17 protein-coding genes are annotated in these 24,537 nt (G+C 44.7%); 6 read left to right on the top strand and 11 right to left on the bottom strand.

The window, feature by feature from the left end:
• Positions 1-95 precede the first annotated feature (95 nt).
• On the top strand, positions 96-1,916 hold the full coding sequence (locus MHH89_RS26505; RefSeq protein ID WP_076194393.1) for a cache domain-containing sensor histidine kinase: 1,821 nt from the start codon (positions 96-98) through the stop codon (positions 1,914-1,916).
• Positions 1,913-3,574, top strand: a complete 1,662-nt coding sequence (locus tag MHH89_RS26500; protein WP_076194392.1) for a response regulator transcription factor — start codon at positions 1,913-1,915, stop codon at positions 3,572-3,574. The genes MHH89_RS26505 and MHH89_RS26500 overlap by 4 nt, the downstream gene beginning before the upstream one ends.
• Here the strand turns inward: MHH89_RS26500 and MHH89_RS26495 are convergent, their stop codons facing one another.
• Positions 3,575-4,744, bottom strand: coding sequence for an SGNH/GDSL hydrolase family protein (locus MHH89_RS26495; RefSeq protein WP_076307168.1), 1,170 nt, complete (start codon positions 4,742-4,744; stop codon positions 3,575-3,577).
• 124 nt (positions 4,745-4,868) lie between these two features.
• Complete coding sequence (gene yicI / locus MHH89_RS26490) at positions 4,869-7,190, bottom strand: alpha-xylosidase (protein ID WP_076129610.1); 2,322 nt, start codon at positions 7,188-7,190, stop codon at positions 4,869-4,871.
• A gap of 128 nt (positions 7,191-7,318) precedes the next feature.
• Here yicI and MHH89_RS26485 point away from each other — a divergent pair, with 128 nt between their 5' ends.
• The 3 genes from MHH89_RS26485 to MHH89_RS26475 all read left to right on the top strand — a co-directional run bounded on the left by MHH89_RS26485 (position 7,319) and on the right by MHH89_RS26475 (position 10,135).
• On the top strand, positions 7,319-8,209 hold the full coding sequence (locus MHH89_RS26485; protein WP_076129611.1) for an AraC family transcriptional regulator: 891 nt from the start codon (positions 7,319-7,321) through the stop codon (positions 8,207-8,209).
• 48 nt (positions 8,210-8,257) lie between these two features.
• Positions 8,258-9,145 carry a helix-turn-helix transcriptional regulator gene (locus tag MHH89_RS26480; RefSeq protein WP_076129612.1) on the top strand — a complete coding sequence of 296 codons (888 nt, stop codon included), beginning with the start codon at positions 8,258-8,260 and terminating at the stop codon, positions 9,143-9,145.
• Positions 9,146-9,319: 174 nt separating this feature from the next.
• Positions 9,320-10,135, top strand: coding sequence for a hypothetical protein (locus MHH89_RS26475; RefSeq protein WP_076282118.1), 816 nt, complete (start codon positions 9,320-9,322; stop codon positions 10,133-10,135).
• Positions 10,136-10,233: 98 nt separating this feature from the next.
• Here the strand turns inward: MHH89_RS26475 and MHH89_RS26470 are convergent, their stop codons facing one another.
• The 6 genes from MHH89_RS26470 to MHH89_RS26445 form a co-directional block, all read right to left on the bottom strand.
• Positions 10,234-12,303 carry a class I SAM-dependent methyltransferase gene (locus MHH89_RS26470; RefSeq protein ID WP_341088547.1) on the bottom strand — a complete coding sequence of 690 codons (2,070 nt, stop codon included), beginning with the start codon at positions 12,301-12,303 and terminating at the stop codon, positions 10,234-10,236.
• 129 nt (positions 12,304-12,432) lie between these two features.
• Positions 12,433-13,308, bottom strand: a complete 876-nt coding sequence (locus MHH89_RS26465; RefSeq protein WP_076282120.1) for a radical SAM/SPASM domain-containing protein — start codon at positions 13,306-13,308, stop codon at positions 12,433-12,435.
• A 22-nt stretch (positions 13,309-13,330) separates the two neighbouring features.
• The gene (locus tag MHH89_RS26460) at positions 13,331-14,317 is read right to left on the bottom strand and encodes a Gfo/Idh/MocA family protein (protein ID WP_038568824.1); all 987 of its coding nucleotides are present in this window, start codon (positions 14,315-14,317) and stop codon (positions 13,331-13,333) included.
• Positions 14,318-14,568: 251 nt separating this feature from the next.
• Entirely contained in the window at positions 14,569-15,342 is a 774-nt protein-coding gene (locus MHH89_RS26455) for an SDR family NAD(P)-dependent oxidoreductase (RefSeq protein ID WP_036680744.1), read from the bottom strand.
• Positions 15,343-15,419: 77 nt separating this feature from the next.
• Complete coding sequence (locus tag MHH89_RS26450; protein ID WP_081383412.1) at positions 15,420-16,232, bottom strand: acetoacetate decarboxylase family protein; 813 nt, start codon at positions 16,230-16,232, stop codon at positions 15,420-15,422.
• Between the two features lie 29 nt (positions 16,233-16,261).
• Positions 16,262-18,202: an NAD(P)/FAD-dependent oxidoreductase gene (locus MHH89_RS26445; protein ID WP_341088546.1), complete on the bottom strand. Its 1,941-nt coding sequence runs from the start codon at positions 18,200-18,202 to the stop codon at positions 16,262-16,264.
• A 121-nt stretch (positions 18,203-18,323) separates the two neighbouring features.
• Between MHH89_RS26445 and MHH89_RS26440 the strand changes: the two genes are divergently transcribed.
• Positions 18,324-19,598 carry a PucR family transcriptional regulator gene (locus MHH89_RS26440; protein ID WP_341088544.1) on the top strand — a complete coding sequence of 425 codons (1,275 nt, stop codon included), beginning with the start codon at positions 18,324-18,326 and terminating at the stop codon, positions 19,596-19,598.
• Between the two features lie 88 nt (positions 19,599-19,686).
• Here the strand turns inward: MHH89_RS26440 and thrC are convergent, their stop codons facing one another.
• From thrC to MHH89_RS26425, 3 genes are all read right to left on the bottom strand, one after another.
• Positions 19,687-21,078 carry a threonine synthase gene (gene thrC, locus MHH89_RS26435; protein ID WP_341088543.1) on the bottom strand — a complete coding sequence of 464 codons (1,392 nt, stop codon included), beginning with the start codon at positions 21,076-21,078 and terminating at the stop codon, positions 19,687-19,689.
• Between the two features lie 248 nt (positions 21,079-21,326).
• Positions 21,327-21,830, bottom strand: a complete 504-nt coding sequence (locus tag MHH89_RS26430; RefSeq protein WP_076302808.1) for a CYTH domain-containing protein — start codon at positions 21,828-21,830, stop codon at positions 21,327-21,329.
• 1,704 nt (positions 21,831-23,534) lie between these two features.
• The gene (locus MHH89_RS26425; RefSeq protein WP_076282136.1) at positions 23,535-24,500 is read right to left on the bottom strand and encodes an alpha/beta hydrolase; all 966 of its coding nucleotides are present in this window, start codon (positions 24,498-24,500) and stop codon (positions 23,535-23,537) included.
• Between the last annotated feature and the right edge of the window lie 37 nt (positions 24,501-24,537).

The raw sequence follows: 24,537 nt of genomic DNA, 5'->3' as shown, positions 1-24,537 counted from the left end.
CTTTATACACATATTATCTGTTTTTTTCAGGGTACCTCACACCTACTAAAGTGATCTTTCAGGTGTAAAATATTGATCGGATGTGACAAATTTCGATGAAATGGAACACGATTCGCACAAAATTGATCGTTTTTATCCTACTGCCAACGTTAATCTGTATTATGGCCACCATGTTTATTAGCTATCACTATAGCACTCAATCCCTAAGAACAAGGGCAGTAGATGAGAATACGAACCTCCTCTTTCAAGGCAATAGAAACATCGAAAGTCTGATTCAGGAGATCAATCGTCTCTCCCTTATCGTCTATTCAGATTCAGATTTCTACAGATTGCTCGAAGCGGGATACGAGGATATGGCAGCAAATACACGAATTTATTCTTCTCTAAATTACATTTCTTCATCCATGCCAGATATATCCCAGGTGTATCTTTACGGTGTCAAGGATAGAAAAGCCACTTTGCTCACCCAAAATACACCCAAACGTTGGCAGGGTATCCCCCCTTATGCCGACTCAGAGATCACTAGCAGTTCTCCTGTGTTTATACAAAGTACACATATAAGTCACAGCTATGGCCTAACTTCACCTATCCCGCAACTCATACCGGAGCCTGTGTTCACATTGCATAGACGAATTGAAAGGATTCCCACTACCACCCCACTCGGCTTCCTGTCGATCGATGTTAAGCTAACGGCTCTTACCGACATCGTCAGCCAGTTATATGATCAGAAGCAGGAGAACATTTGGCTGCTGGATGGCGATGGCAGGATTGTATACGGAAGCAACAGTGAGGAATACGGCAAGCGCCTACACGCTTCTTGGTATAACAAGCAAATCGCCACGAATCAAAGCTCGCAAGGGTATTTTGAAGAGGAAGATGCTGTGTTTATTTACCAAAGAATCGAAACCCAAGGTTTAAATTGGACCCTCGTGAAGCAGATTCCTACGTCCTATCTTTTCCGGGAAGCCAATGAGGCGGCAGCGATTAATATATTCCTCCTTGTTCTACTTTTGATTACAATTGCCACGTTAACGACCCTGATCTCTTTTCGAATCACGGCTCCTATCAAGCAGTTGACTCGTTACATGAATCAGGTGCAGACCGGTAATCTTGATGTTGAAATTCAACCTATGGGCAAAGATGAGATTGGCGTGGTTACCGAGCGATTCCGCAGTATGATGGACACGATCAACAACCTGATTTTAAGAGAGTACAAGCTGGAATTGTCCAATAAGACCAATGAACTGCGGGCACTGCAGGCACAAATCAACCCGCATTTTCTGAATAACACGTTACAGATCATTGGCACGCTGGCCTTAGAGCTTAAAGTGCCCCAAATTTACTCACTTCTTTCAGCTCTAGCCAAAATGATGCGCTACAGCATGTACAATGAGGAGAAGATCGTAACTGTTAAGGATGAGCTGGATCATGTCAAAGCCTACATTGAACTGCAAAAGGAACGTTTTGAAAATAAGTTCAGTTTCCGCTACGATATGGAGGAATCACTTTTAGAGACGTTTATGCCGAAAATGATTTTACAGCCTATTGTAGAAAATTATTTCAAACACGGCTTTAATCTTTCCCGCAGTGACGGATTCATTGAAATCACCGCAGCAAGAGTGGATGACAACCGGATGGAAATCTGTATCCAAAATAACGGAAATGCGATCCCTTCAGCGAAGTTAGATCTTTTAAAGCAGAAGCTACAGCATCCTACTAGAACAGATATAGATTTATTAAGAAATACAGAGCAAACCAAGGAAGCTACAGGATCAGGTATTGGTCTGCCGAACGTTCTGGCTCGACTCAAGTTTGTGTGCGGAGATAGTGCCACTTTAACTGTGGATAACCTTAGAGCAGGCGGAGTAGTAGTGAAATTGGAAATTGAAATTATAGCGGAGCGTGAAAAGATATGAAGGCGTTGATTGTTGATGACGAGGCAAGAGTTAGAAAGGCAGTCAGACTGCTTGTCGACTGGGACGCCCATCAAATAGATGAAATTCTGGAAGCCGGAAATGGAAATGAAGCCATCGAGATCATCCGGCAGGCTAAACCAGCATTAGTCATTATGGATATGATGATGGAATCAGGTAATGGGATAGAGTTAATGACCTGGGTGAACGAATTCGCCGGCAACACTAAGTTTATTGTAGTCAGCGGACATAATGATTTTGAGTTCGTACGGCAGACTGTGCGGCATGGGGGTATTGATTATATCCTGAAACCTATCGAAGCCGAGGCAATCAATGTAGCGGTAGCTAAAGCAGTTGCAGCCTGGCGCTCAGAAGAAGACGACCGAAGCGAACGGCAGAAACAGAGTATTCAGCTTAATGAGTTCAAGCCCATTTATGGGGAAAAGCTATTATCTGCACTAATTGATGATCCGATCAATTCTGATTTATCTTTGCGGAGGTTATGCAGTGATGGTATCATTCCGGAAAACATCCATTCCGCTCGGTTAATATTGGTGCAGACAGATGCGGGTAACAATCCGTTGATTAAACGTTTTGGCGGAGACACCGAGCTAATGAACTACGCTATCGTCAATATTTGTAATGAATTTTTGCACAGTCCGCTTAAGGGTGTTGCTTTTCGTTATTGGGGAGGTCCTCCGGAGATTGCGATTATTCTGTGGGATATTCAACCCTCTGTGGTCGAGCTAATAGGCAGAATCAATCATGGCATCTACTCTACCTTGCAGGTCCGAATGCATTTTGGAATCAGCAGCATCGGCAACTTACCTAAGCAGTTACCTTATCAGCGTGCAGAGGTGGCAGAGGCCTTACAACGCCGAAACTTATTAATTCATGAGGATTACTGCCATTTCTCCTCTTCCTCCGAAGAATTCAGAGATCGTAAAGAGATCGCCAAAGCAGAGGTTCGCGGTAATGTATCAACAACGAACTTTGCTGACGTCAAGGAAGATTGGAAAATGGCAGTCATCAGCGGAAGTCCAGAGATATTATCAACAGCTGCGCAGCACTGGGTAGATGAGCTTAGCCGAGGAGGAGTTGTGACACCAGAAATCCTAAACTCATGGAAAAATGATGCTCTACTATTTCGTTCCCAGCTGGTACGGGAAATGTTAGGCCCTGAAGCTGAAGGCGCACTGGCCGAGCTTGAACAGGCCGACCAGCTTCACCCAGCTCCTTATACGAACGGTTACTCGTTCTCCTTATTCGCTTGGCGTGACTGGTCGTATACCCTAATGCAGGAGCTGGCCGAAGTAATCGCCCTGAAACAAGCTAAAGAACGTAATCCGATGCATGATATCGTCAAATACATCGAGCTTAATTACGCTTCCGACCTGTCCTTACAGGAAGTGGCCGGAAAGTTTTTTGTTAGCCGTGAATATATTTCCCGCCGATTCAAACAGGAATACGGGATTAACTTCTCCGACTTTATTGTTAATATCCGAATAGATAAAGCTAAACTACTATTGCAGAATCCTCGTCTGAAGCTGGCCCAAATCTCCGAAATGGTCGGTTTTCATGATGTTAAATATTTCAGCAAAGTGTTTAAGAAGCAGGTTGGATCTTCACCTAAGGACTACCGGGACACATTTAAGAGTTAATCAATACCAGTTTAAAAAGGCGTCCGCAACCGTCTTACCGGCTATGCCGTTCGGATGCGGGTCGTCTTGTCCACTCATATATTCCGGTCTGATCCGGTGATCGTCTGGTGCAGGCAACGATAATAGGCTTGCTATATCAAACACACGGTCTACTCCAGCGGGTGGGTTAGTCAGGATTTCATGATTCACTCTACGCCAAGTCTCTTCTCTTGCCTCCTGAAAATTAAACGGCGGCACCGTACTTAGAATAATACTAGCATCAGCATTTGCTGTTTTGATCTTAGCAATAATAGTTGTCAGATCACCAAGTAACTCATCTGCAGAGCGGCAGCCAATATCAATATCATTTACGCCGAGGACAATCATCAGTTCATCACTCTGTTTAGCTTTGTGAAGCCAAGGGCCATCCGCAGCTACATCATACGCTCTAGCCCAGCCTGAGCCGAGATTCCATACACCAATCTCTGCACCAAGACCATCCGCAATTCTCGCTGCCCAATATTCGTATCCGTCCTTTAATGTCCGCACACCTTGAGTAATCGAATCTCCCAAAAATACTAGCTTCTTATTCACAGCTTTCTTATATCCGATATAGCTTGGCAGTACCAAAAGATTGTCAGATTCTGTAAACCCATCGGCTGATTCCTGTGCAGCCAGATTTCCGGGCGCATCATAAGCGGTTGCCAGCATCCCTTCTACGTTGAAAGGAATGGATTTGCCCGCAGTAGTTGTCTTAATCGTCCATGTAAACGCTAAGTAATGGCCATCAGGTAGATTGATGCTTGTCTCATCACTCCAGAAGCATTCACCGGCCGCAACTGACTTGGAGACATTGCCTTCAAAAGTGACAGCATGTTGTGTATGCTCAATAATAGCTCCGTTTGGCTCAGTGCCTCCATCCGCGATAAAAGCCGATTCAATCACCCAACTGCCCCCAGGTTCACTGCCCGAAGCTTCAAGCCCTTGGTCCCAGGTGGAATCCACCGCATTGCTATGCCAAAATTTCAGCTGCACCGGGCCGTTTTCCCGTAAACGAATATAAGTCCGAAAGGTATGTGTAAAAGGTTCTTGCCTATTCATAATAAAATTAGCGGCGGTTGAAAGAACCGTAGCAGAGGTATAGTCCGTCTGATTCAAAACTCCACTTCCCTTAATTAAATTAGTATTCATAACGTTTCCCCCGTTATTAGTTAAGATTGTAACACTAAAACCTCTCCTATAAACCAGGGAACGGATCGTTCACCCAGTCTACAAGAGAGGTTATGGCTATATCAATATGCTTTAAGAAATCATCTTATTTCAGTGTAATGGTAAACGATACAGATTTTGCACCTGCGTTTACTTTCACTGTAGTCTCATCCACTTGCTCTGCACCTTCTACGGAAGCGATAGCTCCCAGATCTTTAAGGGAAAGCGAAAATTCTTTACCGCTGCCTTCTGCAGTAACTGTTACGCTGTTGCCTTTGCGGGCAGCCTTCACAGTCAATTCAGGAGCACCTTTAAGATCACGTACGGTTGCAGAAGTAGTAGTACCTTCTTCAAGTGAATACAGGCCAAATTTCACGCCATCCGCAAAGTCATAATCCGGTTTGTTGTCGATGCTGCCGATTGCCAGCAAGGAGTTCTGACGAACGAACAGTGGCAGGCTGAAGAAATCATATTTCTCTTTGCGCCATGATCCGCCTTGTACAGTTTCACCAGATAACAGGTGAGTCCAGCGACCTGCTGGCAGATAGTATTTCACTTCGCCGTTTTCTTGGAAAATAGGCGCTACGAGCAAGGAATCACCCAGCATGTATTGGCGATCGAGCACTTCGCATGTTGGATCTTCCGGGAATTCCATAACCATCGCCCGCATAGAAGCCCAGCCATGCTCTGCAGCCTGCCCAGCCACATCATACAGGTAAGGCATCAAGCTGCATTTAAGCTTCGTGAAGAAGCGGGTAACATCACAAGCTTCATCATCGTACGCCCAAGGCACACGGTACGAAGTGCTGCCGTGCAGACGGCTGTGGCTGGACAACAGTCCAAAAGCTAACCAGCGTTTAAATACATGTGCCGGAGCAGTGTTCTCGAAACCACCGATATCGTGACTCCAGAAACCGAAACCGGACAAGCCCAGAGACAAACCGCCGCGAAGGCTTTCTGCCATGGATTCATAATCTGCGTAGCAATCTCCGCCCCAGTGAACTGGGAATTGTTGGCCGCCAGCAGTTGCAGAACGTGCGAACAATGCTGCCTCATTCTTACCAAGCTTCTCTTCCAATACTTCAAATACAACTTTGTTGTACAGTTGAGTGTAGTAGTTGTGCATTTTCATCGGATCAGATCCGTCGAAATAAACTACATCTGTAGGAATCCGCTCACCGAAGTCTGTCTTGAAGCTGTCTACGCCCATATCTACCAAATCACGCAGGTAGCCGGCATACCATTCACAAGCCGCAGGGTTAGTGAAATCCACCAGTCCCATACCCGCTTGCCACAGGTCACATTGATAAACATCGCCGTTAGGCTTTTTGATCAGGTAGCCGTTTTTCTTGCCTTCTTCAAACAAGCGTGAACGTTGACCAATATAAGAGTTGATCCATACGCAGATCTTCAGACCTTTTTCCTTCAGGCGTTTCAGCATGCCCTCTGGATCTGGGAATACACGTTTATCCCATTCAAAATCAGTCCATTGATACTCACGCATCCAGAAGCAGTCAAAGTGGAATACATGCAGCGGCAGATCACGTTCTGCCATACCTTCTACGAAGGAATTTACAGTCTCTTCATCATAGTTGGTAGTGAACGAAGTTGTCAGCCACAAGCCAAAAGTCCATGCTGGTGGAAGCGCTGGTTTACCAGTAAGAGCAGTATAGTTGCTAATAACGTCTTTAATGGTAGGTCCATCAATCACAAAGTATTCCAAGCTTTCTCCAGCTACGCTGAATTGGGCTTTTTTCACTTTTTCTGAAGCGATTTCATAGGAAACCAATTCCGGATGATTCACGAATACGCCATAACCTTTGCTTGATACGTAGAAAGGAATGTTTTTGTAAGCTTGCTCAGAGCTAGTGCCGCCGTCTTTGTTCCAGATATCAACGGTTTGTCCATTTTTCACGAAAGCGGTAAAACGTTCGCCCAGACCATATACGAATTCGCCTACGCCGAGATCCAGCTCATCACGCATGTACGTGTTACCGTCTTGGTCGGTGATGTAAGCCATGGATTTAAAGCCACTGCCTGTAATACGTTCTTCGCCGCGATAGAAATCCACCGCCCATTGTTCGCCTTTGCGAATCACTACACGAAGTCCGCCGCTGATCAGCACGGTTTCGAGATCCGTTTCTTCAATCTTCACATGATCGCCAGTACCTTTAGTCAGTTCGAAAACCGGACCACGTTCCTGTACACCATCATGATGAATAATTTTAATGCCTACCACGCCTGGAAGCGGAGAATGGAATTTTACAGTAAGCAGGGTTGAATTCAGCGTTGCTGCGCGCCCTGTGATTGGAGTCGTTTGTGTAATTGCTGTTAATCCTTCGGGAGTCTTTTCTACAACATAATTTTGAACTGCGCCGTTAATCGTGATACCTTCACGAACCAGCCAGAGACCATCAGTAAATTTCATTGTGTACTTGCCACCTTTCAATTTGGTGTTTATAGTTGCATTATACCGATAAAAAATGAACAAAACTAATACTATATAGCTCATTTATAACACTATTTTGATGTTTTTCTAAGAAAAGAGGCCTTTATATGGACCGTACAACTCAGAGTTTGCTAAAAGAAAACAGAGTTCATGGAGATAGTATGTTTCCACTCGCAGCTTATTGGATAGAACTTCCATCCGGAACGCATGTACTCGATACACATTGGCATGAAGAAGCGGAGTTCTTTATGCTGCTAGAAGGAGAAATTCTGTTCCAAGTAGACACAGAATATTTTCCACTCCGCGCGGGCGAAGCGGTATTTATCGAATCTGGCGATATACACGCCGCCTATGTGCTGAACGAAGACACCCCCTGCAAATTCTGTGCGCTTGTATTTCTGCCTGATCTTTTGGCTAGCGCCCAGTACGATACGATCCAGCAAAACGCGATTTTGCCACTGCAAGAGAAGCGCCAGAGCTTTCCGAGACATATTACACCAGATGTCCCTTGGCAGCAGGAGCTGCTTCATCATCTGGAGCAAATGATGGAGGCATACGCTAATAAAATGCCCGGATTTGAGACCTTTATGAAAGGAACTTTGCTAATCATGCTTTCCAAGATTACCGCAGAGGGCCGATTTGAGAACCGCAGCCAATCGGATGATGCTGATACCACCAAAATTAACCGCCTTAAAAAGGTGATCCTTTATATCCAAGATAACTATCAGGAACCGATACGTACCCGTGATCTATCAGAGCTTATTCCCATGAGCGAGGGGCAATTCTGCCGCTTCTTCAAAATGATGACTCGTAAAACGCCAGTCGATTACATCAACTCATACCGGATTCGCCAGGCTGCCGATCTGCTGCAACAAAGTGAAAGAAAAATATCCGACATCGCATTCGAGGTCGGATTTGATAATGTAAGCTATTTCATAAAGGTTTTCCGTAAAGCGATGAAATGCTCGCCTTCGGAGTTCAGGAAAGGTGCAGGCTAGTTTCATCTACATCATAAAAAAACGATGGATTCCAATTGGAGGCTCGCGATGAACTCACCGATTCTTAGCTTTATCACACCGCCTATTCCTTATTTCATAGACTGTGGTCGTGCTCACTACAATGCTGGAGACTATCATATCAGTCGTAATTGCATCGGCGTATTTGATCTAATCATTGTTAAAAAGGGGATGTTGCCCATCGCCGAGAACGAGGTGCACTGGGAGCTAAAGGAAGGAGAATTCCTCATCCTTCGTCCAGATGCCCATCACTATGGTTTTGCCCCTTGTCCTATCGAAACAGAAATCATCTGGATTCATTTCCAGACCTTCGGCAGCTGGATCGAGTGTCAGGATATGAACGAATGTCTGGAGAATCAGAGCGAGCTCATCGAAAGCCATAAACAAAAAGCTTATTTAAATCACTGCGATGTATGCTCGATCTTTATTCCCAAGTATACGGAAATATCAGAGAAAGCAATGGAGGTATTAGAGTTCTTTTTCCATCTGGAACAAGAACCCCAGTCGATGCGCAACTGGAAGCGCCAAGCCTCCTTTCAACAGTTCCTGCAATTCTTGGACCGCGATCTGGCCGAGGCATCCGATGCAACCGCCATTCATCTTGCCGAGAAGATTGAATTGTTCATTCGGCAAAATTATACTCGTGATGTCTCTAACTCCTTACTTCAAAAAGAACTTAACTATCATCCCAACTATCTCGCCAAAAACATGCTAAAAATATACGGTGTGACCCCTATGGCCTATCTCCTGTCCTATCGTCTAGAACAATCCAAACGGCTGTTAATTCAAACTTCCTGGTCCATTGCCCGCATCGCTGAAGAGGTTGGCTTCCATCATATTACTTACTACTCTTCCTGCTTCTCCAAGAAAGAAGGCATTTCTCCCTCTAACTTTCGACAAAAATTCACCGGCAAATAGACATTACAAAGCCTGAAATGGTAAATATCTTCCTCTTCCGGGATAGTTTGGACAAAAAAGCTGTTAAGCGTCCATCAAACAACGCTGCGGCTAACAGCGCTCTTTATTAAATATTACTGCTGATTTGCCGATATATTATAGATAGATCTTATCGTCGTAGGAGGATAATGAACCATGCACATAACGAATATGACCTCATCTATGGGAACGAGGTTTAATGTATCTGTTAGTCACCAAACTAATGATAAAACTATGAAATCAAACAGCAATACTAGTGGTAATGGTAATGGAGATAAATTATCAATAAGTAAATCTGCAAAGGCTGCTTTTCAAAATCAATCCAAAATGGACGGAATGGTTAACTCCCTGCTTAAACAAAAACAAAATATCATCGACAGTAAGAACAGTCTGATTGAAAGAACTACCAAAAGTTCACATAATCTCGAATCTATTCAAGATCAACTTAAGGAGTTCGACAAGCAGCTCCAAACGATTGACCAACAAATTGCAAAATACAGCTTCGAAGAGCAACAAAAGAACTTAGAAGATGCTCAAAAAGCTAATCCAAAGGATGAACCTAAAACCGAGCAAGAGATACAGAACGAAAGATTGAATACGATTGTTTCAGTAAGCCAAGATGTTAGCCAAATGGAGGTAGTTTCTTCTACCCACACTAAGATGCGTGGCGAGGCAAAAGTTCTGACCAAGGAAATAGAGCTGGACGAGGCTCGTTCTACTCATTCCGCAACAGCCAAACGGGAGCAGTTATCCAAAATCGAAACTAAACTCTCGGAAATGAACGAAACGTTAGGCGATGCCATGAAAGACACGGGAGATAAAATTAAAGATCAGATCGATAAAGCAGGTTCAACAGAAATTAAACCTTCTGAAGAGAACACCAATGAGCGGACAGAACAATTAGCTACCTATCAAGAAATTCAACGTTTAGCCGAAGAATCTGATAAGTCGCAGCTAGAAATACTACTCTAACAAGGGCAAGATTCCCTATCTAAAAAAGCAATCGGATCTCCTCCGCATCAGAGGGTCTGCCGATTGCTTTTTTAGATGCAGCTGATGTTACTTTTCGGCTATTCCTTCCGAATCACAATAAAGCAGGTGCTGTCCGGCAGCGCCACTTCCTGTCCGCTCTCATCCATGAACCTTACTCTATCACGCAAAGCTTCGGTATAACCTTCTTGCAAGTAATGCCGGAAGACCTCAATCTTTGCCTGCTCTCCTAAAATCTGTTCAATAAATGAGGCAAACTCCGTAGGGGTGAAATAACCAAACTGTTCTTGAACTTCGTGAATATAAGCCTCTTCGCCCCAGGTATAAGTATATAAAAATTCCATGGCATCATTAACGGGCATGAGCACTTCTTGTTCCCCTAATCTCTGAAACTGAATCTGACGTCCAGCAAAATCCTTCGTATAACGCTCCAGCCACACCAGACCGTCCTCTTCCAGAAAGCGAACTCTCCGCAGCAATGATGCAGGTTCAGTCATGATCCCATCGCGGATAATGATAACCCCGCCAGCTGACAATACAGCAAAGGCACTTCGCAGAGCTGCGGAGACGGTGTCGTGATTGAACTTATTACCATTTAGCGGCACATAAGAATATAACTCATGCAAAATCGAAGAGAAAATTACCGTGTCCACCGTTCCGGCCTCCACGAAATCTTTAAGGTTCAACGCATCTCCCTGCAGCACCTCCCAGTGGCGACCTTCCCGCTGCTTGCGTTGTCGCAAGGCTTCCACTACATTGCTTGATATATCAATGCCGATTGGAGTAACCTCGGGCATACGCTCTTCCAGTAAATCCAGCAGCACACCGCCGCCCGGACCGATATCCAGCACTTTTTGTCCAGTGACATGATCTAGAATTACAGCTTTATAATCTGCTGTATTATTCATTTGGCTTAAGTAGGTATCTTCATTATGAAAACGGTCAAAAGCATCCCTGCGCAGCTCGAATAGATCGAATAACAGCAATACAGCACGTTCATACAAGGGTGATTTTTCAGCTTCCATACAAAATTCGATCAGCTTCTCTGCCGCTGCCGAGAATTGGAATTGAAAAAATACCGTGTCTGGCAGATGTTCCTTAGAATATTGCCGCAAGAGTAGGTGAGGGTTCTCAGCAGGCAAAGTCCCTTGCTCGATATCCTTCCATGTAAGCTCCGCTAAATATTTTTCGATAATCCGCTTCTTATAAACATTGGTCTTCTTAACACCCTTGTAATCGTAGTAAATGCTGTTCATGACATGCTCGAAGCTGATATGGCTTAAGGATTCATTCTGCGCCCTCTGGGCAGCAAGCACCATCACCTTCAGAAATTGCTCCAGCGAAAAGGTCTGTAGTGCAGATTCTACATACCAGAAGGTAATCTTACTTAATGACACCAACCGTTCAGTATGGAAACCTTCCTGCGTCAGCTTAGCCCATTCCGTAGTGAAATCCTCTCCTCTAGAGATCGGACCCAGCCGCATTCTGCGCAGTCGTTCCTTCATCGGCATAGGACTAGCAAGATTGCCTGAAGAAATCAGCTCAATAAGCTGCTTCACTTCATGCTGCACATTCTGCCATAACTCGGGAGACACAGCTCCGATGATGCAATGATTGAGCACGGTCAGAAGGCGTTCCAGTTCCTCCGCGGTCAGCAGCTGATCTTCCACTATATCATGGAGTGGCTTATTGACTTCCGGCGGCACTTCTCCGCGAATTTGCTGTCCTATAAGTCCATGAGTCTCAATAAGCCGCTGAATCATCGTACCTTTCTCGGAGACAGCCTTCCCTAAATATCTCTCATATAACTGTGCGGAACCTAAATTATGTACAAAACAATTGATCCCTTCCTCCTGCCAAACCAGCCGCTCCTTTGCTGTACCTCCCTTAGCCGTTTCTGACCAAATTAACGTTTCTTCCACCAGCTCTTTTATCCAAATAGACCGGGGAAGTTGGTCCAGAATCTGCAAGCTACGTTCCACATAGTCCAGTACGGGATTCCTGCGATCCAGCTCCTCCAGAGATTCCACACGTTCCAAATTTACAATCTGCTCCTCCGCTTGGACAATAAGCTTCAGCCAGAGGTGATCCTCCAAATGATCTTGCACACCTTCACGGTATAAGGCGATGGCTTCCAGTGATTTCAGCATATGCTCCTCCTTCGCTCCAAAGTAGAGACTATAAAGACCTATTATTATATATATACAATCCCGTTAATTAAAAAACAGAACCAGGACTCATGAAATAGCCATGTCCCGGTTCTGTTTGCATTCCAATCATTAGGTTCCGAACCGCTGCCGATACCCACATTTGCGGCACAGCTCCTCCACCGCTTCTCTACGTGAGAAGCCATAGAATAAATTGTTCGCCCGCTCCCCCTCTACAATCTCTGAGAACGGAGTTTCATGGATGTTGCCTAGGTTAATTACTCCTTCACCATCCAGACAGCATGGCACAACCGTGCCATCCACAAGGATTGCCGCTTGGCTCCGCAGGGCATGACAGAACCCTTTTCCGTCATCTTCCGGCTCATTCAGCGCTGGCCAACGGAACTCATGATCCTGATTAAGGTAGATGCGTGGGGCAATCTTGACACCACTGCCAGGCACAACCTTTTCTTCGATCTTGAAATCCAAGTTGAAGGCTTCCTCCAGCAGGGCAAGGGTTTCACGGTTACGGTTTCTCTCCAGATTCGTCAGATTATCCTCCGTCAAATTCCACAAGCGGAAAGAAATAATAACCCCTTGCGCTGAGGCTTCCCGTACAAAAGAAATTATCTCTGAAAGATAGCCTTCACGGTTCTCTGACCCTTCATGCCCATCAAAGCTGTGCAGAGAAAAGTTCATCTGACGCAGTGCGGGCTTACCAAGAATTTTAGGTCCGGCTTTATGAATTAACGTGCCATTGGTTGTAATATTAACCTTGAACCCTTTGGCATGAGCAGCATCCAACAGTTCACCGATCTTGGGATGCAGCAACGGCTCCCCTTTGACGTGAAGATAAATATGATTGCTGTGTGGTTTAATTTCATCCAATATCGTATTAAACGTATCAAGCTTCATGAAATTTTTCGTCCGGGCGGTTTGTGGACAAAAGCTGCAGGCGAGGTTGCAGACGCTTGTTATCTCAATATAAACCTTTTTAAAAGTCTTCAAGTCCTGCTCCCCATTCTATTTATTATAAATCTGAGGCATAGCGGAGACCGATCTGTGCTCTGGCTTCCTCCATAATCTCTGCTGCGGCCATGGAGTTCTCATGAGTATTAATTCTGCTCTCCCGTTCACCATTCTTAATCAAGTTGATGAATTCTTCCACCTCATAATACATAGGTTCAAACACCTGAGGCAACGTAAGCTCCTCAACTGTACCATCACGATAGTAAATTTTCACCTGATAAGGCTCATTGATTTTGTCGATCACCATCGTACCGTTCTCTCCATGAATCTCAGCTGGCAGATAGGAGTCGGAAATCTTGGAGTGCATAACTACCGCATCCATATCGTCATACTTCATAATGAGACTTCCTTCACCATCCACACCTGACGAGAGCATGACACCCACTGCCTGTACTGATTGAGGCTTGCCAAAGAGCACTACCATTGGATACAAACAGTACACTCCAAGATCCATTAACGAGCCATTGGAAAAAGCGGGATTAAACGCATTTAACACAGTCCCCTGCCGGTAGGCATCATATCTGGAGGAGTACTTACAGTAACTTGCAAAATAACGGCGAACTTGGCCGAGTTTATACAAATTATCACGAATCACTCCAAAGTTCGGCATAAAGGTCGATTTCATCGCCTCTACCAGCAGCACATCATTTGTGCGCGCAGCTTCAATCATAGCTTTAAGCTCCGTACTGTTGGATGCAGCCGGTTTCTCGCAGAGCACATGCTTGCCGTGATTTAAGCACATAATCGCTTGTTCTGCATGCATAGAATTTGGGCTGGCAATATATATAGCATCTACATCTTTGCTTTTCACCATATCTTCCAAATTCGTATAAATTGTAGCTCCCGCATATTTAGCAGCAAAGGCCTGACCTTTCTCCATTGTGCGAGAGTACACGGCTGTCAGGATAAACTCCTCATTCTCCAAGCCGGCTTGCACGAAGCGGTCTGTAATAAAGTTTGTTCCAATGACCCCGAAACGAATTGTCATGATGTTATCCCGTCCTTTTTAGTTATTACTAACTCTACATGCTATTTTCTCACTCATAGGTAGTCATGTCTACTTTTTAAGGCAAATTAACGACAATTTCTGATAAATTCAGCAATTCTCTTGTTACTGGCGGAGCACCGCTCATCGTACAACGCAAAAAAAGGCGTATCCCAGCCACCCTTTCATGGCTTTTGAGATACCCTTTTTTTGGAGTTACAATCATTCCCCGAGCTTACAGAACCAGATGAGCTCTATATAATCGTCCAGCCGCCATCTACAAACAAAGTCTGACCTGTAGTGTAGCTGGAAGCATCTGAAGCAAAGTAGAGCACGGCGCCGTTTAGTTCTCCCGGATTACCAGGGCGCCCCATCGGACACACTGCGTTGTACATTTTTAGCGCTTTTTCTGCAAATAACGTATTCTCAGTCATTTCAGTTTTGAACAAGCTTGGTCCAATCGCATTAACAGTGATACCATGCTTAGCATAAGTTGCCGCCACCCCTCTTGTCAGATGGATCACTCCACCTTTAGCAGCATTGTAAGAATGCGTAGGAACCGAAGCTGAAGCTGTAAGACCTAGCATTGAGGCTGTATTGACGATTTTGCCGTAATTCCGTTCCTTCATATGCCGGATCACATGTTTCGACATCAGGAAAACACCTTTTAAATCCGTATCCAGTACCCGATCCCAAGCTTCTTCTTCCAGCGCCTCAATCGGAACCGCATCCACCACACCAGCATTATTCAGCAGAATATCAATTTTGCCAAAGGCTTCCATAACCTTTTGAACAGCCACAATAATCTGATCCTCTTTTCTTACATCACACTCGATAGGAATTATTCTGCGTTCAGGGTATTTAGCCCGGATATCCTCGGCTACTGCTACAAGCTTGTCATATCTTCTGGCCAAAATAGCAATGTCTGCTCCTTGCTCAGCAAGCATCTCTGCGAATTGTACCCCGATCCCACTGGATGCTCCTGCGATAATAGCTGTCTTACCCGTCAAATCAAAAAGGTTAGTCATTCTAATTCCTCCTAATGTTTGGTTAGCCGATCCTTCTTCGGTTTCATTTCGCACAAACTCACTTCAAACACGTAGGCTTATACTGAGGAAACAGGTTGCAAATTGTTCTCCCACCAGTCCCAGCGGAGATAGCAGTATGGAAGATACTCCATTGGATTCAGAGGCTCCAGAATTTTACCTTTTTCAAGCACATTTGTACTGACGGTGTAAACCGCGCCCAGCATATTCACAACTTCAAGCTCACTCCAAGGATCATGCGGGGAGTCTTGGAAGGTGATAGAGGCTTCAGCCGCTTTATAGACTTTAACCTCACTTACTAAACGCTGTGTGACCAAGGATGGCATCAGATCGAAGCCGTTTCCGTCAATTGCATTGGCATATTTGATGTTATACAAAGGGATATCTTTGCCGTAATATTCCTCCAGAATCTTCTCGGCTCCATTGTCATTGAAGTGTCCATCCATAGTGGCTTTTACGTTGAAAAAGTCAATGCCATGCCGGCCGATTGCCCCATCAATGCCATCTTCTGAGGTGTTCATACGCACATCGGCCATTTTCTTAGGCAGCCCACATACTTCCCGGCCCATAGCCATCCCGATATCGCTTGTAATAGGCATCGACAGGCAGTAGTTGCCTAATTGTCCGTTATAGTCCGCTAGAACGAACAATCCAGCTTCACGATAAGGTGGACAAAAGTTCGTAGCTGGGTAATTGGCGATAAAAGCATTTACCAGCGGCCGGCTTGTTGGCTTCAGTGGCTTCGGCAACAAACGCTCGATAATCTCTGGTTTGGTCTCCCAATACACCGTCAGCATCTCTGCATCATAAAAGGTGGTTGGCTTGCCTCCGTATTTCTGCATATCTGCGAAACTTTTCACAAAACTCACCATGAATGAACCCTCCTTAGATTAGTAACCCTTTAGTTCAGCACAAAAGCCGTTTCGAATCCAGAATGAATGGCCTGTCCGATTCGGCCTGGCTTGCCTGCATCGCCGATCACCTTCACATTAGGCAGTACCTGCTTCAACTCATCAACAAATGAGCGATCGGGTGTAACACCAATGGATAATACAACAGCATCCGTCTTTTTCAGCGAAGTTTCCCCCGTGGACGTATTCTCAAGCACAATCGCGCCATCCTGCACTTCTACCAGCTTGGTTGATGCTAAGAGCTCCACGCCGTTCTTTTTCAGTCTAGTCACAATGTCGATCAGATTTGGCAGATAGGCATCTGGACCAACCCGCGGCTGCATTTCCACCACCGTGACCTGATTTCCCATATCGGCTAAATATTCAGCCGTTTCCAGCCCTGTCATGCCGGAGCCGATGACCACAGCCTGCTTGTTCTTAATCACAACTGACCCACTAAGTACGTCAACAACGGTGCAGACCGCTGCCTTCTTTACTCCCGGAATAACAGGCACTATAGGCTGTGCCCCAGCAGCAACAAATACCGCATAAGGGTTCAGTTGCTTCAGTTGTTCCAGCGTAGGTTTCGTAGAGAGACGGACATCAACATCCAGATCCTCTAACTGATGCTGCATATTATCAATAAACCAGTTCAGCTTCTCCTTCAATGGTGGCCGGCTTCCCAGCTCCACGCTGCCGCCTAGCACATCTCTGGCTTCGAACAATACAGGTTTAAAATCTCTGAGCGCCAGAATCCGTGCTGCTTCCATACCTGCTGGACCCCCGCCGATCACAGCTACTACTTTGCCAGCGCCATCTTTTGTTGGTTCTGCAAATTCAAGCTCACGGCCCACTCTGGCATTGACAGCACACTTGATTACCTTGCACTCCATTACTTCCTGAATACAGTACAGGCAAGAGATACAGGTTCTGATCTCTGCTTCTTTGCCTGCTGCCGCTTTGTTACCCCACTCCGGATCGGCCAGTTGGGCTCTTCCAAGGGCTACAAAATCCGTATTTCCTTCCTGTAGCAGACTCTCAGCAAATTCAGGCTTACGGATCACATCACAAGCAATCACTGGAATTTGCACCGCTTGCTTAATGGCTGCGGAGAGATGTTTTTTCCAGCCTTGCGGGTAGGATATCGGCTCAATGATCGTATTGGATGATTCATAAGTGCCGGAGCTTACATTTATGCAATCCACTCCGATGCTTTCCAGATGTTTCGCAGTCTGGATAGCCTCATCCAGTGTAATCCCGCCTGAGACAAATTCATCGCCGTCGATTCGCACCGATACAGGGAATCCTGCGCCACAGGTCTTTTTGATGCCAAGCACAATTTCGTTCAGGAATGACATTCTACCTTCCAGTGAACCGCCATATTTATCAGTTCTCAGATTGGTAAGTGGGCTCAGAAACTGTCCTACGAGATAGCCGTGGGCACCATGGATCTCCACACCATCAATACCTGCTGTTTTAGCTATATAAGCTCCGAACACAAATTTACGAACTAACTCTTCTACCTCTTCAGTAGACAGCTCCCGGGGCATTTCCCCAATCGCTGAAGACATCACTGCGCTAGGAGCAACAATTTGTTTGCCTCCAATAAGCCGTCCGTGATTTTGCCGGCCCGGATGCTGGAGCTGAAGGAATATTTTGCTGTCATGACGATGCACAGCTCTTGCCAGTTTCTCCAGACGTGGCACAAACAGCAAGTCACTTGCATTCAGCTGGTTCGGTGTACCTACTCCGGTCTCATTATCCACACGCGTAATTTCCGTAATGATTAGACCACAGCCACCTGCGGCACGTTCCTCATAAAAAGCAATCATTTCATCCGATGCTTCACCACTGGCCGCAGCCAGTGACGTTCCCATAGCCGGCAATACAATTCTATTCTTAAGTTCAAGGCGTCCAATTTTACCTGCTGCAAACAGTTTTTCATATTTCATCTGCTTAGCACCTCCACCTTTAGTTTAAGGCGTCCAATACTTTGTGAATATATTTACAAGCACCAAAAATCACTTCTTTATAGTGCATATTGCACTATTATTGAACCAGGGGGCGATATGAATGGATGTTTCCTTAAATGAGCAAATATCAGGTAAAATCGAAATGGAGCATTATACCGCATCTTTGTTTACTGCATACATTTCAGGTGCAGGCCTTTCAGCTATCGTACAGACAGCTGCCGAGCTACTGCAGAATCCCGTCATTGTATTTGATTGCAGCTTTAAAATTGTAGCTCACTCTGACCTTTCCGATATCGACGATTACATATGGAGTGATAATATCCGCAAAGGTTATTGCTCTTACGACTTCATTGCGGCTGTGAGCAAAATGAACAGTGTCCAGCGTGGGAAACAAAGCGATGAATCTTATGAGGTAACCTGCGAGGAAACATCAAACTCCAAACTGATCTCCAAAATAAAAGTAGCCGGCAAACAAATCGGCAATGTATTGCTTCTAGGATGCACAAATCCTTTTCGCGCCAGAGATAACGAGCTGCTGTCCATCACCGCTACCATACTTGCCGAAGAGATGGGCAAAAATAGCTACTATCGCAACGCCAAAAATATAAAAGTTGAAGATTTTATCTGCGCATTGCTAGAGGAACAGCTTCAGGACAACCGGATTATTCAGGACAGAATGCGGAGTGCAGGACTAAAGTTCGGGAATCAGCTGCTTGTGCTGCTGTTCGATCTTACCTGGTATGAAGGTTCAGGCCGTTATGATGATTATTTAAGAGAACGTTTGCAACAGCTTTTTCCGGGCAGTCCTTCCACCTATTATGACGGGCAGATTGTAATGATCCATGATGGAAATCTCTCCAAAGAGCTTGTAAATAAGCAGCTGCAAGAATTTCTAGCCCAAACCGGCATCTCGCTTGGCATCAGCAATATGTTCACTAATCTTACGCAATGTAGGAGACACTATCTTCACTCCCGAAACGCTATTCGGATCGGTACCATTCTCAGCCCGCAGCAGCAGCTGACTTACTATTCAGATATCCAGCTCTATGAGATGCTCTCTGCTGATGTTGTGTTTAACGAGGATAATAACTACTACCATCCAGAGCTGCTCAAGCTTCAAGAATACGATACTGTGCACCAGTCCAATCTGTATCATACCTTTTACGTTTATCTCAAAAATAACCGGAACATGCAGATTACCTCAGACGAGCTGTACATTCACCGGAATACACTCAGATATAAGCTCGATCTTATCAGCAGACTGCTGGACACCGACTTTACCGATTCTGAAAAAATGCTGGCGTACTATGTCTCTTATAAGGTCGCTGCTTTTTGTGAAAAAGCTAGGGAGCAGACCCGTACGCCGCAACGTTAATGTTAGAAGCTACTATAAACGCACAGCACAGCCCCCGTCCTTATCCCAAGAACGGGGGCTGTGCTGTGAAGTAGGACTGTATATGATATTACAATCCGTAAAAAGCTTGCAGCTGACGCACGATTTCATCCTTGTCATGATCCACTACGGTTTGATGTTGTGGCATCTCGAACAATGCTTTAATCTGTGCCGGGAATTCCTGCTTAATATCAATCAAAGTAATTGCCTCATCGAACTTAGCTGGATGTGCAGTCGCAAAGGTAATGCCAATCTCATCCGGGCCATTAAAAGCTTCGTAAGCCGCGATTCCACATGCTGTATGTGGATCAAGCAGGTAGCCGTGTTCTTTTTGATACTTAGCGATCGTATTCAAGCATTGATCATTCTTCACACCCAGCGCTGCAAAATCCTTCTGCACCTGCTGAAGCGCCTCGCCTTCAACCGTAATCTTGCCTTCGGTTTGCAGCTTGGACATATACGCGGATAACTTCTCAGAATCCTCGCCTACCAGATAATACAGATACCGTTCGAAATTACTTGCCACTTGGATGTCCATCGAAGGGCTGTAAGTGCTTGTGAAATTACCTGGTTTGTATTCGCCAGTATTCACGAAACGCTCCAAAATATTATTTTCATTCGTAGCAATGATCAGCTTGTTCATAGGAAGCCCCATTTGCTTAGCCAAATAACCCGAGAAAATATTACCGAAGTTACCGGAAGGCACGCTGATATTAATCTTCTTCTCGTTGCTGCCATCGACATGCAGATATGCATAGAAATAATAAACAGTCTGCGCCAGAATCCGCACAAAGTTAATGGAATTAATTGCACGCAGATGATACCGACCTTTAAAGTCCAGATCTGCGAACAGATCCTTAATCACCTTCTGGCAATCATCAAAGTTACCATGAACAGACAGATTCAGTACATTGCTGTCGTCCACCGTAGTCATCTGCAGCTCCTGCACTTTACTTACCTTGCCATGTGGATGGAGAATACAGATCTTGATGCCTTCTTTGCCGCGTACACCTTGAATGGCCGCCGCTCCAGTATCCCCAGAGGTTGCACCGAGGATGTGGATGATTTTGTTTTGTTTTTTGGAAATATATGAATACAGCTCACCCATAAACTGCAGCGCTACATCCTTGAAAGCAAAAGTAGGCCCATGGAACAATTCAAGGACATATAAAGAATCATCCACTTGGTGTATAGGTGTTACTTCAGGTGTGCGGAAATTAGCATAACTGGTGTTGACCATTTCCTGCAAATCCTCGTAAGGAATCTCATCATTGGTGTAATAGGCAACAATCTTCAGGAACAACTCCTGATAGCTGAGACTTCTCCACTCTTCCAACGTTGCTGCTGAAACCACTGGAATCTCGGATGGAACCATCAGCCCACCGTCGTCCGCAAGTCCCATCAACACCGTATCAATAAAACCTTTAGGTTCCACATTACCTCTTGTGCTTATAAACTTCATGCTCATCCTCCTGAACCCCTCGTTAATATATGACAAGAATATATGATAAGAAGAAACAACGTTGTCGTCCTATATAGAAGACAACTGTTTCTCGCAGAAATATAAGGCTATTATAGTTGCACCACTTATAAATTCTTATAATTAACTATAAGTTTCACCCTAAACGTTATCCTTAAGCTAGTTAGGGATGATAAAGCTATTTCTGCTTGTTTTCCCTATATACTACCACGTTTACGCGCTAAAGTCCGTTAATTCTTTGTCTTATTTTGCAGCTCTCTCCAGACCGTTTTGTTGCTGTACTGCCGTTCTGTACTAACATCCTTACCGAACCATTCCGGCTCTTTAAAGCTTTCCGCTTCCTCCAGAGATTCAAATTCAACCTCCAATACGGACAATTTCAGCTGGGAATATACGTCGATCTCAACCGTTATGCCATTCCACACCGCTGTAATTCGCTCTTTGACCAAAGCTACCGCATTTACCGCTTCGATCATCTGATTATATAAACCCTCTGAGATAAAATATTCGATCTCTTCGCGTTTGATCCCTTTGCCATCCTTAAACGTATGCGTGTAGGTTACCTCACCTGAGTCCAGATCCGTAATTTTACGCACACGAAGCTCTTGACCACCATCTATCGCCAGATATGTCTGATCGATATTATGACGGGTAACAATCTTCAACTCTCCCTTTTGAATCAGCTGCTCCGGAAATTCCGGCAGCAGAAACTTGCGTTCGATCTCCAAAGCCATGATGTTTCGCTCCTCTTCGTGTCATATATTTTTATATTAATAATCATCATAGGGGTGTGACAAACCCAAGTCAATGTGGATTATAGGGAAATAGGACATGCTCTTGCTTAAAAAAGGCTACCGTGGGGCTCATTGGTGGGATTTATGGAGGTTGTGGAAAGATAGGGCTCACCATAGATTACTGGAAACTACGGATAATTAGTGAGTCAGCCGGCGATCATTGGAATCACCATTCGATGAGTTGATCACTCGCCACTGGTCGTACTTACCCATTCGATTAGTTGGTTCCGCTCCACTGGTCGCACTCACCCATTCACTTAGTTGGTCACGCGCTACTGGTCGTACTCACCCATTCGATTAGTTGATCACGCTCCACGGGTCGTACTCACCCATTCGATTAGTTGGTCACGCTCCACGGGTCGTACTCACCCATTCGATTAGTTGGTCACGCTCCACGGGTCGTACTCACCCATTTACTTACGGACCGTATAGCCACTATTTGCGAAAAAAACGCATATTTGAGATGGTATCGGACTCAGGTGCAGCTATTTACTCCAAAACACCCCATATGGTCGCGATAATTAGCCAATAACGTCGCTGTGGTCCGAAAGTAGCCTCAATTGCCTCTTTTCTAGCAAATAAGGACTTCTGAGTCCGATCCGAAGCAGGGTACCTAGGAACCTAGCAGCAACCAAGGGAACTCTCCATCATATGCAGTCAGCCCCTTCTCATTCTTATCACCGACCAAACCCTAAAGATTAGACCATCGTTAACTGGTGGAACCCCCTCATACTCCCTCATACTTTCTCATACTTTCTCATACTTTCTCATACTCTCTCATACCACCCCTACTCCCTATTTACTTACGGACCGTATAGCCTCTATTCGCGAAAAAAACGCATATTTGAGATGCTATCGGACTCAGGTGCAGCTATTTACTCCAAAACACCCCATATGGTCGCGATAATTAGCCAATAACGTCGCTGGGGTCCGAAAGTAGCCTCAATTGCCTCTTTTCTAGCAAATAAGGACTCCTGAGTCCGATCCGAAGCAGGGTACCTAGGAACCTAGCAGCAACCAAGGGAACTCTCCATCATATGTAGAAGGCGCCTTCTCATTCTTATCCCAGACCAGACCATAATGATTGGAGCATCGTTAACTGGTGGAACCCCATCATACTACCTCATACTACCTCATACTCCCTCATACTTCCTCATACTTCCTCATACTTTCTCATACTTCCTCATACTTTCTCATACTTTCTCATACTTTCTCATACTTTCTCATACTCTCTCATACCACCCCTACTCCCTATTTACTTACGGACCGTATAGCCTCTATTCGCGAAAAAAACGCATATTTGAGATGGTATCGGACTCAGGTGCAGCTATTTACTCCAAAACACCCCATATGGTCGCGATAATTAGCCAATAGCGTCGCTGGGGTCCGAAAGTAACCTCAATTGCCTCTTTTCTAGCAAATAAGGACTCCTGAGTCCGATCCGAAGCAGGGTACCTAGGAACCTAGCAGCAACCAAGGGAACTCTCCATCATATGTAGCCGACGCCTTCTCATTCTTATCCCAGACCAAACCTAAAGATTAGACCATCGTTACTGGTGGCACTCCCCCATATCTTACGGACTAATAAAAAACCGAACGAAAATCAGAGGAAATCCTGAAATCCGGTCGGCTCGACGGCAGCACTTATTTTATTTCTTTCATAAATGCCTGAAAGTCTTTTACGATTTCTTTTGCTTTAGTGCGATATAAATAATGTCCCTCTTCAAACTTCACTATTTTTCCATGCACAGAGTCCTTGATTTGCTTTTCATGCTCTGGTATCCATCTATCCGTTGCTGGTTGATTCGCTTGTATAAAGAAAATAAGAGGAAGATTTTTAGGAAATCTTAAGCTTTCAGCTGATTTAAAATTAGAATACATCATTTCAGCTTCATTTAATTGGGTGGGATTAAATATGTTTTTGCGATTGATCAGTCTCATTTGTTCTTTTGTTTTATCATCAAATGGTAGTTCAGCAATTGGGTCAGCACTAAATTTCATTTGCAATCTGATTAAACCTGATTTTTTGAGCAGATTTATAGTTCTTAATTCCGAAGCTTCGATCTTCCTCTCGCTTATCGATGGGACACTACTATCAAGCCCGACAAATGCACTCACTTCATTTTCATACTTGTTAACATAATCTAGTCCATATATGCCTGAAATAGAGTGGCCCATTAGAATATAACGGTCAATATTAAGAGCCTGTAAAGCTTCATGAATTTCACTTACAATATTCTCCGTGCTGCGCTCCTTTTTGGTCAGATCACTTAATCCATACCCAAAAGGCTCAATCATGACAACTTTGTAAAACGGCGACAGTTCATCTATTAATGCTTTAAAATCAAGAGCTGGCGCTGCTGTGCCATAACCCGGTAGTAGCACGACTGTTTCTTCACCTTTTCCTTGAATATAAACATTCATGTTTTTCCCATCTACGGGTACTAACTGACCATAGGGTTCTATTTTATTTTGTTCCGATTTATTGCTGATCAAATTAACTGTATAGACAATAGCGAGAAAAAGCACGATTGCGATGATTATTGCTCCTACTACTTTAAGTAGTATGTTTAGTATTTTACTTGTTCTCGTGCCCGCCTTCATTTTCATTCTTTCTTTTATTTCCACTCGTATCTTCTCCTGTCAT

Origin of the sequence: Paenibacillus sp. FSL H7-0323 (assembly GCF_038002725.1) — a bacterium.
Classification (GTDB): domain Bacteria; phylum Bacillota; class Bacilli; order Paenibacillales; family Paenibacillaceae; genus Paenibacillus_AQ; species Paenibacillus_AQ odorifer.
The sequence above is the reverse complement of the archived record's forward strand: the minus strand, read 5'-3'. Positions and strand labels throughout refer to the sequence as shown.

Bases quoted from the DNA above. Each gene is read 5' to 3' on its own strand.
- MHH89_RS26505 (WP_076194393.1), top strand. From the start codon at position 96: ATGAAATGGAACACGATTCGCACAAAATTGATCGTTTTTATCCTACTG.
- MHH89_RS26500 (WP_076194392.1), top strand. From the start codon at position 1,913: ATGAAGGCGTTGATTGTTGATGACGAGGCAAGAGTTAGAAAGGCAGTC.
- MHH89_RS26495 (WP_076307168.1), bottom strand. From the start codon at position 4,744: ATGAATACTAATTTAATTAAGGGAAGTGGAGTTTTGAATCAGACGGAC.
- yicI (WP_076129610.1), bottom strand. From the start codon at position 7,190: ATGAAATTTACTGATGGTCTCTGGCTGGTTCGTGAAGGTATCACGATT.
- MHH89_RS26485 (WP_076129611.1), top strand. From the start codon at position 7,319: ATGGACCGTACAACTCAGAGTTTGCTAAAAGAAAACAGAGTTCATGGA.
- MHH89_RS26480 (WP_076129612.1), top strand. From the start codon at position 8,258: ATGAACTCACCGATTCTTAGCTTTATCACACCGCCTATTCCTTATTTC.
- MHH89_RS26475 (WP_076282118.1), top strand. From the start codon at position 9,320: ATGCACATAACGAATATGACCTCATCTATGGGAACGAGGTTTAATGTA.
- MHH89_RS26470 (WP_341088547.1), bottom strand. From the start codon at position 12,303: ATGCTGAAATCACTGGAAGCCATCGCCTTATACCGTGAAGGTGTGCAA.
- MHH89_RS26460 (WP_038568824.1), bottom strand. From the start codon at position 14,317: ATGACAATTCGTTTCGGGGTCATTGGAACAAACTTTATTACAGACCGC.
- MHH89_RS26455 (WP_036680744.1), bottom strand. From the start codon at position 15,342: ATGACTAACCTTTTTGATTTGACGGGTAAGACAGCTATTATCGCAGGA.
- MHH89_RS26450 (WP_081383412.1), bottom strand. From the start codon at position 16,232: ATGGTGAGTTTTGTGAAAAGTTTCGCAGATATGCAGAAATACGGAGGC.
- MHH89_RS26445 (WP_341088546.1), bottom strand. From the start codon at position 18,202: ATGAAATATGAAAAACTGTTTGCAGCAGGTAAAATTGGACGCCTTGAA.
- MHH89_RS26440 (WP_341088544.1), top strand. From the start codon at position 18,324: ATGGATGTTTCCTTAAATGAGCAAATATCAGGTAAAATCGAAATGGAG.
- thrC (WP_341088543.1), bottom strand. From the start codon at position 21,078: ATGAAGTTTATAAGCACAAGAGGTAATGTGGAACCTAAAGGTTTTATT.
- MHH89_RS26430 (WP_076302808.1), bottom strand. From the start codon at position 21,830: ATGGCTTTGGAGATCGAACGCAAGTTTCTGCTGCCGGAATTTCCGGAG.
- MHH89_RS26425 (WP_076282136.1), bottom strand. From the start codon at position 24,500: ATGAAAATGAAGGCGGGCACGAGAACAAGTAAAATACTAAACATACTA.